The sequence below is a fragment of the Citrobacter sp. CK191 genome (assembly GCF_030333435.1).
Taxonomy (GTDB): Bacteria; Pseudomonadota; Gammaproteobacteria; order Enterobacterales; family Enterobacteriaceae; genus Citrobacter_B; species Citrobacter_B koseri.
Map to the genome: position 1 here is coordinate 313,729 of NZ_JAOWFX010000034.1, position 13,313 is coordinate 327,041.

At 50.7% G+C, this 13,313-nt stretch carries 14 protein-coding genes; 6 read left to right on the plus strand and 8 right to left on the minus strand.

The features are described from left to right. Positions 1-3: 3 nt before the first annotated feature. From argF (OGV82_RS21210) to arcA, 3 genes are all read right to left on the minus strand, one after another. The gene (argF, locus tag OGV82_RS21210; protein ID WP_047459350.1) at positions 4-1,008 is read right to left on the minus strand and encodes an ornithine carbamoyltransferase; all 1,005 of its coding nucleotides are present in this window, start codon (positions 1,006-1,008) and stop codon (positions 4-6) included. A 112-nt stretch (positions 1,009-1,120) separates the two neighbouring features. Beyond that, complete coding sequence (arcC, locus tag OGV82_RS21215) at positions 1,121-2,053, minus strand: carbamate kinase (RefSeq protein WP_047459348.1); 933 nt, start codon at positions 2,051-2,053, stop codon at positions 1,121-1,123. A gap of 10 nt (positions 2,054-2,063) precedes the next feature. Further along, positions 2,064-3,284, minus strand: a complete 1,221-nt coding sequence (gene arcA, locus OGV82_RS21220) for an arginine deiminase (RefSeq protein WP_012134333.1) — start codon at positions 3,282-3,284, stop codon at positions 2,064-2,066. A gap of 676 nt (positions 3,285-3,960) precedes the next feature. Here arcA and OGV82_RS21225 point away from each other — a divergent pair. Next, positions 3,961-4,413, plus strand: a complete 453-nt coding sequence (locus tag OGV82_RS21225) for a YhcH/YjgK/YiaL family protein (RefSeq protein ID WP_047459346.1) — start codon at positions 3,961-3,963, stop codon at positions 4,411-4,413. Between the two features lie 80 nt (positions 4,414-4,493). Here the strand turns inward: OGV82_RS21225 and argF (OGV82_RS21230) are convergent, their stop codons facing one another. Both argF (OGV82_RS21230) and argL read right to left on the minus strand, forming a co-directional pair. After that, complete coding sequence (gene argF / locus OGV82_RS21230) at positions 4,494-5,498, minus strand: ornithine carbamoyltransferase (RefSeq protein ID WP_012134329.1); 1,005 nt, start codon at positions 5,496-5,498, stop codon at positions 4,494-4,496. Further along, positions 5,468-5,575, minus strand: coding sequence for a putative translational regulatory protein ArgL (gene argL, locus OGV82_RS23035; protein ID WP_407056785.1), 108 nt, complete (start codon positions 5,573-5,575; stop codon positions 5,468-5,470). Before argL ends, argF (OGV82_RS21230) begins: the two co-directional genes overlap by 31 nt. A gap of 87 nt (positions 5,576-5,662) precedes the next feature. On the opposite strand from argL, the gene rraB reads away from it, so the two are divergent. Further along, positions 5,663-6,088: a ribonuclease E inhibitor RraB gene (rraB, locus tag OGV82_RS21235; protein ID WP_047459344.1), complete on the plus strand. Its 426-nt coding sequence runs from the start codon at positions 5,663-5,665 to the stop codon at positions 6,086-6,088. Between the two features lie 65 nt (positions 6,089-6,153). Here the strand turns inward: rraB and OGV82_RS21240 are convergent, their stop codons facing one another. Continuing rightward, the gene (locus tag OGV82_RS21240; RefSeq protein ID WP_012134327.1) at positions 6,154-6,654 is read right to left on the minus strand and encodes a GNAT family N-acetyltransferase; all 501 of its coding nucleotides are present in this window, start codon (positions 6,652-6,654) and stop codon (positions 6,154-6,156) included. A 207-nt stretch (positions 6,655-6,861) separates the two neighbouring features. On the opposite strand from OGV82_RS21240, the gene OGV82_RS21245 reads away from it, so the two are divergent. From OGV82_RS21245 to OGV82_RS21260, 4 genes are all read left to right on the plus strand, one after another. Then, the gene (locus OGV82_RS21245; RefSeq protein WP_047459341.1) at positions 6,862-7,716 is read left to right on the plus strand and encodes a DUF3289 family protein; all 855 of its coding nucleotides are present in this window, start codon (positions 6,862-6,864) and stop codon (positions 7,714-7,716) included. Continuing rightward, the gene (locus OGV82_RS21250) at positions 7,713-8,237 is read left to right on the plus strand and encodes a DUF943 family protein (RefSeq protein ID WP_047459340.1); all 525 of its coding nucleotides are present in this window, start codon (positions 7,713-7,715) and stop codon (positions 8,235-8,237) included. The genes OGV82_RS21245 and OGV82_RS21250 overlap by 4 nt, the downstream gene beginning before the upstream one ends. A 263-nt stretch (positions 8,238-8,500) precedes the next feature. Beyond that, entirely contained in the window at positions 8,501-9,352 is an 852-nt protein-coding gene (locus OGV82_RS21255; protein WP_012134323.1) for a DUF3289 family protein, read from the plus strand. Beyond that, positions 9,349-9,876, plus strand: a complete 528-nt coding sequence (locus tag OGV82_RS21260) for a DUF943 family protein (protein ID WP_012134322.1) — start codon at positions 9,349-9,351, stop codon at positions 9,874-9,876. The genes OGV82_RS21255 and OGV82_RS21260 overlap by 4 nt, the downstream gene beginning before the upstream one ends. A gap of 39 nt (positions 9,877-9,915) precedes the next feature. Here the strand turns inward: OGV82_RS21260 and OGV82_RS21265 are convergent, their stop codons facing one another. Together OGV82_RS21265 and holC are read right to left on the minus strand one after the other, a co-directional pair. Then, a complete protein-coding gene (locus OGV82_RS21265) occupies positions 9,916-12,771 on the minus strand; it encodes a valine--tRNA ligase (protein WP_047459339.1) in 2,856 nt (951 codons plus the stop codon). Next, positions 12,771-13,214 (minus strand): DNA polymerase III subunit chi, encoded by a 444-nt coding sequence (holC, locus tag OGV82_RS21270; RefSeq protein WP_012134319.1) that lies wholly within the window; start codon positions 13,212-13,214, stop codon positions 12,771-12,773. Before holC ends, OGV82_RS21265 begins: the two co-directional genes overlap by 1 nt. Positions 13,215-13,313 lie beyond the last annotated feature (99 nt).

Genomic DNA, 13,313 nt, shown 5'->3' on the forward strand with positions numbered 1-13,313 from the left:
GGGTTAGTCGCCGAGCGTCGCCACCATGACCGCTTTAATGGTGTGCATACGGTTTTCTGCTTCGTCAAACACGATGGAGTGGGCTGACTCGAACACCTCTTCCGTCACCTCCAGTCCTTTCAGGCCATAGGCGGCCTCGATTTCGCGGCCCACTTTGGTGTGCTCGTTGTGGAAGGCGGGCAGGCAGTGCATAAACTTCACGTTGGGGTTGCCGGTGGCGTTGATGACCTGCTGGTTGATCTGGTATGGCTTCATCAGGCTGACGCGCTCCGCCCACGCCTCTTTTGGTTCGCCCATCGACACCCAGACATCGGTATAGAGGAAATCCACGTCATAAACGCCTTCCTCCACGTCCTCGGTTAGCGTAATGCGCGCGCCGGTGACGCTGGCGATGTCACGGCACTGCGTCACCAGTGCGTCGTCCGGCCAGAAGGATTTCGGCGCGACCAGGCGGATGTCCATCCCCATTTTTGCCGCGCCGACCATCAGCGAATTGCCCATGTTATTGCGGGCGTCGCCGAGGTAAGCGAAGCTGAGTTCAGGCAGCGTTTTGCCCGGCGCATGTTCCAGCATGGTCATCAGGTCAGCGAGGATCTGCGTAGGGTGAAATTCATCGGTCAGGCCGTTCCACACCGGTACGCCCGCGTACTGCCCCAGTTCTTCAACGATCTGCTGACCAAAACCGCGATACTCAATGCCGTCATACATCCGGCCCAGCACGCGGGCGGTATCTTTCATGGATTCTTTATGCCCAATCTGCGAGCCGCTTGGCCCGAGATAGGTCACCTGTGCGCCCTGATCGAATGCGCCGACCTCAAACGCGCAGCGGGTGCGGGTGGAGGTTTTTTCGAAAATTAGCGCGATGTTTTTACCGACCAGCGTTTGCTTCTCGCACCCGGCTTTTTTTGCCGCTTTCAGCTCGATGGCCAGATCGATCAGGTACTGGATCTCCGTCGGAGTGAAGTCGAGCAGTTTAAGAAAGTTGCGATTTTTCAGTGAAGTAGCCATTACAGTGTCCTTGTTAAAATGAATTACCTGATGGCGCTGCGCTTATCAGGCCTACGGTTATGCGCGTGCTGTAGGCTGGATAAGGCGCCGCCGCCATCCGGCAGAAATTGCCTTATGCGTCGTAATCGACGGTTTCGGGTCGAATCAGGGTGCCTTTGTCACCGCTGAGAATGGCCGGGCCGTCGGCCAGTGAACCGATGCCGGCAATCCCCTGGCAGTGGCTGACAAACTCGGCGCAGGCGGTGACTTTCGGCCCCATTGAACCGGCATCGAACTGCATTTCGCTGAGCAGTTCCGGCGTTACCTGAGCCAGCGGGCGTTGGGTTGGCTTGCCCCAGTCGAGGTACACCGCGTCGGCATCGGTCAGGATCAGCAGCGCGTCCGCGTGGATTTGACTGGCGAGCAGAGCGGCAGAGAGGTCTTTGTCGATCACCGCTTCAATGCCATGAAAACCATCGGCTTTTTCCACTACCGGCACGCCGCCGCCGCCGTTGCAGATCACGAGATGGTCGCGGGCGATCAGGGCGCGGATCGCGTCGCTCTCAACGATGCGTTTGGGCTGTGGCGAAGGCACTACGCGGCGAAACGCTTTTCCGTCGGCTTTGAAAATCCAGCCTTTTTCCGCCTGTAGCGCGTTGGCCTGGGCGCTGTCATAAACCGGGCCGATATATTTGGTTGGGTTGCGGAATGCCGGATCGTCGGCGTCCACCTCCACCTGAGTGAGCAGGACGCTGATTTCACGCTGCGGAAGCTGGTTTTTCAGCGACTGTTGCAGCATGTAGCCGATCATCCCCTGGCTTTCCGCGCCGAGAATATCGAGCGGGTAGGGGGTGACGCGGTCATAGGCGCTGTTCTGCAACGCCAGCAGGCCAACCTGCGGGCCGTTGCCGTGTACCAGCACCACGCGCCACTGTTGCGTCAGTTGGGCGATGGTTTTTGCCGCCAGATCGATGTTTTTGCGCTGGATATCCGCTTCCAGCGGTTCGCCGCGTTTGAGCAGCGCATTGCCGCCCAGTGCGACAACCAGAGTGGGTTTGTTGTCCATAATCGCTTCCTTAAATGCCGTCGCGTTCCAGCGGGCAGCTCATGCAGCGCGCGCCGCCGCGTCCGCGTCCCAGTTCATCGCCAGGAATGGGCAGAACGGTAATGCCCGCTTTGTCGTATTTTTCGTTGGTCCAGATGTTGCGCTCGTAGCCGACCACCACACCGGGGCGCAGGGTGAGAACGTTATTGGCGTCATTCCACTGCTCACGTTCGGCTTCGAAGGCATCGCCGCCAGTGGTGATCAAACGCACCTGATCAATGCCGAGGGCTTTTTCGATGGCGTGTACCAGCGTGCTTTCCTGGGTACGCTTCAGCCCGCCGCGCCCGTCCGGTGTTAAGGTCCAGCACTGGACGTCCGGGCGAACCACTTCCGGGTAGACGGAGAAGGTGTCGATGTCGATATGGGTCATGACGGTATCGAGGTGCATGCAGGAACGGTGTTTTGGCAACTCAACGGCGATGACGCGCTCGGCCTGGCGATGTTTAAACAGCGACTGGGCGAGGAACTCGATCCCCTGCGGGGTGGTACGTTCAGACATGCCAATCAGCACGGCGCCGCGACCAATAACCAGCACGTCTCCGCCTTCTAACGTGGCATGGTCGTAATTAATGTTTTCGTCGCCGAAATATTTAATAAATTCGCCATCTGCAAATTGTGGATGCCAGCGATAAATTGCCCGCAGATTATTGGTCTCACGCTGGCGCGCTGTTTTTGCCATTGGGTTGATCGACACGCCGTTATATATCCAGCATGAGGTATCGCGGGTAAATAAGTGATTGGGTAATGGCTTCATAATAAAGTCATTAATATCGTGTGTATCAACCACCATATTTTTAATCGAGGCGGGGATTTCGCCATATGTCAGCCCACCGCTTAAATGGCGCGCTAATTCCCGATGCGGCATATCCGCCAGCCAGGCGCGAATATCCGCCGCGAAAGTCGGGCCCAGGCGATAGTCGGAGATTTGTGTTTCCAGCAGCCAGGTCTTGGCTTCGATAACATCCAGTGTTTGCGTCAGCAGGTCGGTTAGCAGCAACACCTCTATGCCTTGTTGGCGTAACGTATTAGCGAAAATATCGTGCTCTTCGCCTGCGCGTTCCACCGACAGAACGTCATCAAAAAGCAGCTCCTGGCAATTTGACGGCGTCAGTCTTTTCAGACTGAGATTAGGGCGGTGTAACATCACACTACGTAATTGACCGATTTCAGAACCGACATAATGTTTTTCCATCACGATACCTTTTACTCAATTTTCAGGAATAAAGAAGTGGTGGCTGCAAATAATTAAATTGTTTGCAGTCATTACTGTTCAGCTAATTTTCGGAAATCATCATTGATTCTAATTCGGTCTGATAATGTGATGTGTTTCACATCGGAAGGGATATTTAATTTTTCTTATTTAATATATGAGCAAGGTCAGAGAAATTGAAAAATAAAGAGAGTAATAACTGAATTACTACGCAATAAAATGTCTTGTTATTCTTTCTTGTTAATTATTTGTAGATAATCTAAATTTATTATTTAATTATATCTTGTTGATTTTATGGTGTTTTATTTTTGTCTGTGCATAGGTATGCGGGAGGGTTATTTTATTATTTTTACCTTAACGTAAATCATAAAATAACTATGGTGATAAATGCAGGTTATGCAGGGGAAAGGAAGTGTGATCAACAAGGTGTTTTTCTAATAAACCTTTTTATAACAGCATATTACGGTTTTTACTGTAAAGTGGAGGGGGAAAGTTATGCAAAGGATATGCATAATCTTCGATGACGATTAACAGTCGGACAACATCTTCAGCGATAAACATGCGCTGACGCAAAACATCGTGAAATAGAAGTGGTATGGCAGCGGTTTTTTTCGTATAACCATAAAAATGAAACGTCGTTTTATTTAAGGAGTCTGTGATGATCGTTGGCAATATCCACAATCTGCAACCCTGGCTGCCGGACGCGCTGCGTCAGGCCATTGAACATATTAAAGCGCATGTGACGGATGAAACGGCAAAGGGTAAGCATGATATCGACGGCAATCGCCTGTTTTATCTGGTTTCGGAAGACATGACCGAGCCGTTTGAAAAGCGTCGTGCGGAGTATCACGCGCGCTATCTCGATATTCAGATCGTATTAAAGGGGCAGGAAGGAATGACCTTCAGCACCCAGCCTGCGGGCGCGCCGGAAACTGACTGGCTGGCGGATAAAGACATCGCGTTTTTGCCTGAAGGGGCAGAGGAGAAAACGGTGATCCTTAATGAAGGCGATTTTGTGGTCTTTTACCCGGGGGAAGTCCATAAGCCGCTGTGCGCAGTAGGGGCACCAGCTCAGGTACGCAAAGCGGTCGTTAAGCTGCTGGTCGAGTAAGTTGTATTGCCGGGTGGCGACGCAAAACGTCTTACCCGGCCTACGGGAGCACGATCTGTAGGCCGGATAAGACGTAATCGTTATTTCGCCAGCGTCGCCACCATCACCGCTTTGATGGTGTGCATCCGGTTTTCCGCCTGGTCAAACACGATGCTGGCCGGAGATTCAAACACCGCATCGGTCACTTCCATCCCGCCGTGCAAACCGAACTCTTCGGCCATTTTCTTGCCAAGCGTGGTCTGATCATCGTGGAATGCGGGCAGGCAGTGCAGAAACTTCACCTGAGGATTACCGGTCTGCGCCATCATTGCGCTGTTTACCTGATACTGACGCAGCAGTGCGATACGCTCCGCCCATTTCTCTTTTGCTTCACCCATCGACACCCATACGTCGGTATAGATAAAGTCCGCGCCTTTCACACCCGCTGCGATATCTTCAGTCAGCGTAATATCGCCGCCGTTCTTTTGCGCCAGCGCTTTGCACTCTGCGACCAGGCTCGCTTCCGGCCAGCAGGCCTGCGGAGCCACCAGACGTAAATCCAGCCCTGTCAGCGCGGCGGCTTCCAGCATGGAATTTCCCATGTTGTTACGCGCATCGCCAGCGTAAACCAGCGTCATCTCATTGAAGGCTTTGCCCGGCAGATGTTCCTGCATGGTCAGCAAATCCGCCAGCAGCTGCGTGGGGTGAAACTCGTTGGTCAACCCGTTCCACACGGGAACGCCTGCATATTCCGCCAGCGTTTCTACCACTTCCTGGCCGTGGCCGCGGTACTGAATACCGTCATACATGCGTCCCAGCACGCGGGCGGTGTCTTTAATTGACTCTTTATGCCCAATCTGGCTGCCGCTTGGCCCAAGGTACGTTACGCGAGCGCCCTGATCGTATGCGGCAACTTCGAAAGAGCATCGGGTGCGGGTCGAGTCTTTTTCGAAGATGAGCGCGATGTTTTTGCCGGTCAGTCTGGCGACTTCTACGCCGTTTTTCTTGTCGGCTTTCAGTTTGGCGGCGAGTTGCAGCAGAGCGGTGAGTTCAGCGGAGGTGAAATCGAGTAATTTCAAAAAATGTTTCTGATAAAACGTAGACATGGTTCCCTCACATGGCAAAGGCCATTTGTTGAATTAAAATTCAATTTATATGGATGATTATTCATTTGCAACCCCATTTAACAAATCTTTCCTGGAAAGGTGGAGGCAATGACAGCGGTGTGTGACAATAAGAGTATCGGCAGGACATTTATGAGGAACGAGCCATGGCAAACCCGGAACTACTGGAAGAGCAGCGTGAAGAGACGCGGCTGATTATTGAAGAATTACTTGAAGATGGCAGCGATCCAGATGCGCTGTACACTATCGAGCATCACTTTTCCGCTGACGACTTCGAAACGCTGGAAAAAGCAGCCGTAGAAGCGTTCAAACTCGGTTATGAAGTGACCGAGCCGGAAGAGCTGGAAGTGGAAGAAGGCGATACGGTGATTTGTTGCGATATCCTCAGCGAATGTGCGCTGAATGCCGATCTGATTGATGCTCAGGTTGAACAACTGATGAACCTGGCTGAGAAATTTGACGTGGAATATGACGGCTGGGGTACGTACTTCGAAGATCCGAACGGCGAAGAGGGTGAAGACGGCGACGATGAAGATTACGTCGACGAAGACGATGACGGCGTACGCCACTAACTCAGAAGCAGAATGTTTGCATAAATTGCCGGATATGGCGTCGCCTTATCCGGCCTGTGGGTGACTTACAGCGTTTTCAGCATGCGGACTTCGCAGTCAACATGCCCGGTGCAGCCCAGCGGTTCGCTGATATGCTCAAATCCCAGATGTTCATACAGGCCAATTGCTTCGCGTAAGGATGCGGTGGTTTCCAGGTAGCAGCGTTTAAACCCCTGCTCACGCGCGTGCTCCAGCGCCATCAGCGCCAGTTTCTTCGCCAGCCCCTGGCCGCGCACCGTCGGCAAAAAGTACATTTTTTGCAGTTCGCAGATATCCGGTTCGCTACAGCCTAACGGCGCCACGCCACCGCCGCCCACCACCTGACCGTTCTGCTCGACGACCCAATAGGCCGCGCCTGGCTGACTGTAAACCTGGAACAATTCATCCAGATTAGGATCGGCAACCGTATAACCTTTATCAGCGGTCAGGCCGTATTCAGCGGAAACCTGGCGGATGACGTGGGCGATAGCAGCGTTATCGTCAGCGGTAAGACGGCGTAGCGTAAGGGGAAATAGCGTAGAACTCATTTTATTACTCAATCAAATGATAAATTATCATAGTTATATTTGATACCACCCTCTTTTCGAACATGCAAGACTGTTATTCTCTCTGAGAAAAATTTTTATCATTAACCTGCTGTTTTCGTTGCATTGCTCAAGTTTTATTATTTGAGTTTATCTTAATTTTTCTCCCGGAGTAAAACGCGATTATATTATTTATCTGGATGATGAATTATGATTAATGATATGTATTTATTAATGTCTCTGCCCCGTGAGATATTTTCTACATCCCATCGCTTTGAAGATTATCATATTGATGATATGCAGTATGGCGATTTGGACGACTGGGATTTTTACTCTCTGGGGTTGAAGGATATCTCTGCTCGGGTTGACCCGTTCAGGTGTTTGCAATTTGATATGATGACTACTTTTAATTCGCAGGCTTTGGATTTCGGCCATCAGCAACCACAAGGTAGGCCGATTAGTCGCCAGCATTGTGCAGATATTCTGTTTGATGAGATGAAAGAACTGTCAGTACAATTCGCTAAAGGGTTATATTCCCCTATTATTGGGGAATTGATTGATCATTTCCATTACGGTAACGGGCAGCCATGGTTTGGAGAACTTCTAAATCGCGCGTATGCAGATGTCATTAGGGGAGCTGGAACAAATGATGTGTTGATGAAAGTCCAAAAGGCGATAAATGGTCGTTTATATTCGGAACGACAGGTGATCCTGGACTATAATTTTTTTATGGAACTCAAAACAGCGATAAAAAGAGACTCGAGGCTGCCAAAGTTCAACCGCTTTATCGACAGATTTAATGGTTTGGGGGTAAGCGTACATGATATTTATGCACAACAAATCAAACTGGTGCGTTTCCAGCGCTATGCCATGTCATGGGAGGGATTACTTTCTTTTAAAGGGCAGGATCATTTTGGTCTGGGCAAAGAGGATATTACCAATACGTTATATAAAAACTTTCGCTTCTTCCGCATCTGGTTTTTTCTACAGCGTCATCGTGACTATGCGTACAGGCCGTTTCTGACAAACTTTAGTGCCCATGTTTGTATTGAGGGTAACGCATGAAGTCAAAACGCGAAGTCGTCATTGTTAGCCTGGTACTGCTGATATGTGGTTATCTGCTTTGGACTCAGCGACCGGTGACTATATTTCGGGCTGAAGTCGGACTCGAAGATGACCCTATGTATTTACATGGACTTTATACCAGCAGTAAACGAGGGTTTATTGACAAGGAGTGGTATGATATTGCGGTTGACCACCTGGCATTAACCGAATGGGGGCGGATTCACTGGTATTTGGAGCACAAAGCTGAACTTAAGAGAAAATACCGTATACCAACGAGTACCTCATACAGTATTGCTTTTTTGGGTATTGGTAGCGGATTTATCGATATTGATAAGTCAGGCGATAGCGATCTGTATTGTTTCTCCCCAAAAAAAGATACAAAAGAAAATTGTATCGAAAAAAATATGCTCCTGGAGGTGGATTTCGATGCAGGAAGTTATGAGCGATTTTCTTTCGGTGACAGTGAGTATTACTGGATAACCATGCCGGACGGGAAGCTTGTTAGAATAAAAAACGCATAAAATAAAACGCCGGAGAGTAACTCCGGCGCAGTGTAGAAGGGAATAGTGTGGAACTCATTTTGTTACTCAATCAAAGAAATTCATCATGGTTATATTTGATACCACCCTCTTTTCAATCATGCAAGACAGAGATAACGGCAGGGGAGAATTTTCATCATTAATTTTATTTTTATGTCGGATTGCTCAAGTTTTATTTTTTGAAATTATCTTATTTTTTCTCTTGTAGTTAAACTTTATTATATTATTTGTCAGGATGATACATTATGAATATAGATACGTTTTTAGTAATGTCTCTTCCGTATGAGATTTTTTCCACATCTCGTCGCTTTGAAAATTATTATATTGATGATATGCAGTGTGGTGATTTGAGCGATTGGGATTTTGAGATGCTTGGGGTGATGGATATCTCGGCTCGTGTTGATCCGTTCAGGTGTTTGCAATTTGATATGATGACCACCTTTAATATTCATCCTATGAATTTTGACCATCAACAATTGCAAGGAACTCCGATTAGTCGCCAGTATTGCGCAGATATTTTGTTTGATGAGATGAAAGTGCTGTCTACGCAATTTGCCAGTGGGCAGTATGCCTTCCTTATTGGAGAGTTGATTGATCATTTTCATTATGGTAATGGACGGCCCTGGTCAAGCGAGCGTCTGAATCATGCGTACGCAGAAGTCATTAGGGGGGCTGGAACGAATGATGTGTTGATAAAAATTCAGAAAGCAATAGATTATCATTTGTATTTGAACCGAGAAGCAAGTCTGGATTACAATTTTTTTACGAGTCTTAACCTAGCAATAAGGCATTTGAAGCTACCAAAATTCAACCGTTTTAACGACAGATTTAATGGCTTGGGGATAAGCGTACATGATATTTATGTACAACAAATCAAACTGGTGCGTTTTCAGCGCTATGCCATGTCATGGGAGGGATTACTTTCTTTTAAAGGGCAGGATCATTTTGGCCTCGGCAGAGAGGATATTGCTAACGAACTCTATAAAAATTTCTGCTTCTTCCGCATCTGGTTTTTCCTGCAACGACATAGTGACTATGCGTACAGACCATTTCTGACAAATTTAAATGCCCATGCGCATATTAAGGGAAGCGTATGAAGCCGAAACGTAACGTCATTATCGGCAGCTTGGTGTTGCTGATATGCGGTTATCTCCTCTGGGCTCAACGACCTGTGACAATCCTTCGGGCTGGCGAGAGATTTGAGTATGATCCTACGCTTTTTCATGGGCTTTATGTTAGCAGTGAACGTGGTTTTATGGATTTTGAGGCTTATGATATTGCAGTTAACCACTTTGCATTAACCGAGTGGGGACGGATACACTGGTATCTGCAGCACAAAAATGAGCTGAAGGCAAAATACCATATACCAACAAGTGCCTCTTACTATATTGTTTTTTGGGATATTGGCGGCGGGTTTATCGATGGAGAGAAATCAGGCGATGGTGATCTGTTTTGTTTTCCGCCACAAAAAAACACAAAAGAAAATTGTATTGAAAAAAATGTGCTGCTAATCGTGGAATTCGACGCGGGATCTTACGAAAGATTTTCTTTCAGCAACATAGAGTATTACTGGATCACCATGCCGGACGGGAAGCTGGTACGAATAAAAAATGCCTTATAAAAGAAAACGCCGAAGAGGGTCTCCGGCGTTTCCATCAAGTTACAGCGCGGCGATAACTGCCTGCTGTTCAATCAGCTTCGCTTTCGCTTCCGCGTAGTTTTCCAGCTTCTCACGCTCTTTGGCGATCACCGCTTCCGGTGCGCGGGCGACAAAACCTTCGTTCGCCAGCTTGCCTTCAATGCGGCCAATTTCAGCTTCGACCTTCGCCACTTCTTTCGCCAGACGCGCCAGCTCGGCTTCTTTGTCAATCAGCCCCGCCATCGGGATCAGCAGTTCGGTGCCATCGATAATCTTCGTCACGGAAACCGGACCTTTGTCATCGGCTGGCAGCACGGTGATGCTTTCCAGACGCGCCAGGTTCAGCAGGAAGCTGCGGTTGTCGTTCACGCGGCGAATCGCTTCTTCGCTGCAACCACGCAGCAGCAGTTCCAGTGGTTTGCCCGGCGCGATGTTCATTTCCGCACGGATGTTACGTACAGCAACGATCGCCTGCTTCAGCCATTCGGTATCGGCCAGCGCGGCTTCATCCACCTGGGAGGCATCGTACTGCGGGAACGGTTGCAGCATGATGGTGTCGGCGGTAATGCCGGAAATCACTTTCACACGCTGCCAGATGGTCTCGGTGATAAACGGGATGATCGGATGCGCCAGGCGCAGCAGACCTTCCAGCACGGTGACCAGCGTGTTGCGGGTGCCGCGCAGTTCTGCTTCAGAGCCGCCGTTCATGACCGGCTTGGTCAGCTCCAGATACCAGTCGCAGAACTGGTTCCAGGTAAACTCGTACAGAATGCCCGCTGCGATATCGAAGCGGAAGCTGTCCAGCGCTTCGCGGTACGCTTTGATGGTCTGGTTGAATTCCGCCAGGATCCAGCGGTCTGCCAGTGACAGGGTCATCTCGCCGCCGTTGAAGCCGCAATCCTGATCTTCGGTATTCATCAGCACAAAGCGGCTGGCGTTCCACAGCTTGTTACAGAAGTTACGGTAGCCTTCCAGACGCTTCATATCCCAGTTGATGTCGCGGCCGGTAGAGGCCAGCGCCGCCAGGGTGAAACGCAGGGCGTCAGTACCGTGCGGCTCAATGCCGTCCGGGAATTGTTTCTCGGTACGTTTGGCGATCTTCTCAGCCAACTGCGGCTGCATCATGTTGCCGGTACGTTTTTCCAGCAGATTCGGCAGGGAAATGCCGTCAACCATATCCAGCGGGTCGATAACGTTACCCTTGGATTTGGACATCTTCTGGCCTTCGTCATCGCGAATCAGACCGGTCATATAGACGGTCTTGAACGGTACCTGCGGCTTGCCGTTTTCATCTTTGATGAAGTGCATGGTCATCATGATCATGCGGGCAATCCAGAAGAAGATGATGTCGAAACCGGAGACCATCACGCTGGTCGGGTGGAACTGACGCAGCGCGTCGGTGTTTTCCGGCCAGCCGAGAGTAGAGAAGGTCCATAGCGCGGAGGAGAACCAGGTGTCCAGTACGTCGTCGTCCTGACGCAGCGCAACGTCGGCGCTCAGGTTGTTTTCCTGACGCACTTCGTCTTCGCTACGGCCAACGTAGACGTTGCCCGCGTCGTCGTACCATGCCGGGATGCGGTGACCCCACCACAGCTGACGGGAGATACACCAGTCCTGAATGTCACGCATCCAGGAGAAGTACATGTTTTCGTACTGTTTTGGCACGAACTGGATATCGCCGTTCTCTACCGCTTCCACCGCCGGTTTTGCCAGCACGTCGGCACGGACGTACCACTGGTCGGTCAGCATTGGTTCGATAACCACGCCGCCACGGTCGCCGTAAGGAACGGTCAGGTCGTGCGGTTTAATCTCTTCCAGCAGGCCGAGGGCATCGATAGCGGCAACCACCGCTTTACGCGCGGCAAAACGTTCCAGCTTCTGGAACTCAGCCGGGATTTCGTTGGAGTAAACGTCGGACTCTTCGCCTTTGGTGTCATACACTTCCGCACTTTCACGGATATCGCCGTCAAAGGTCAGAATATTGATCATCGGAAGCTGATGACGACGGCCCACTTCATAGTCGTTAAAGTCGTGCGCCGGGGTGATCTTCACGCAGCCGGTGCCTTTTTCCATGTCGGCATGCTCGTCGCTCACGATCGGAATACGACGGTTCACCAGCGGCAGCACCACGAATTTGCCAATCAGATCTTTATAACGCGGATCTTCCGGGTTGACGGCTACGCCGGTATCGCCCAGCAGGGTTTCCGGGCGGGTGGTGGCGACCACCAGGTAATCTTTACCGTCTGCGGTTTTCGCACCGTCAGCCAGCGGATAGCGGATGTGCCACATAGAGCCTTTGGACTCGCGGTTTTCCACTTCCAGGTCAGAGATAGCGGTGCGCAGTTTCGGGTCCCAGTTGACCAGGCGCTTGCCACGGTAAATCAGATCTTCTTTGTACAGGCGGACAAACACTTCTTTCACGGCATTGGAAAGACCTTCGTCCATGGTGAAGCGTTCGCGCTCCCAGTCCACGGAGTTGCCCAGACGGCGCATCTGACGGGTAATGGTGCCGCCGGATTCCGCTTTCCACTGCCAGATTTTGTCGATGAAGGCATCGCGGCCATAGTCGTGGCGGGTTTTACCCTCTTCTGCGGCAATCTTGCGCTCAACCACCATCTGGGTAGCGATCCCGGCGTGGTCAGTACCGACCTGCCACAGGGTGTTTTTACCCTGCATGCGCTGATAACGGATCAGGGTATCCATGATGGTTTGCTGGAAGGCGTGACCCATATGCAAACTGCCGGTGACGTTTGGCGGCGGGATCATGATGCAGAAGCTTTCCTGGCTTTCATCGCCATTCGGCTTAAAGTAGCCCTGCTGCTCCCAGTGCTCGTAAAGCGGCTGTTCGATATCTTGTGGGTTATATGTCTTTTCCATTATTTCCAGGTTGCCGTATTCAGGTTAAAACCAGCCACGCGGTAGGCTTTGTAGCGTTCGCGCGCCAGTTGTTTCAAAGTTTCTTCGTAAGGGACAAAGTCTATCACTTCTGTGAAAGCGGTGGCAAAATCTGCAAAGCCAGTACGCAGGCTGATCAGAATATCACGCGGGCTGCTGTTGCGTTTTTGCGGCCAGGCGATTTCCACCGGTGCGCCGCCGCGCGGACCTTCTCCCGCCAGATTATGCGGGACAAAACTCTCCGGCGGTCTTGCCCACAGCGCTTCATCCAGACGGATGGCCTGTTTTTCGTCTTCACAGGCAATCAGCACGCGTTTACCACTGCGCCAACGTTCTGCGGCAATGTCGCACACCAGTTGTTCAACGGCGCTCAGGCCATCAATGGTGGTGTCATTGTCCAGAATATAGAACGTTGCATTCTTCATATATGGGGCTTCTTGTGGTGAATTTAAATGCGAAGCCGGATGGCGCTACGCTTATCCGGCCTACGGTTAAATACTCCATGTAGGCCGGATAAGGCGCAT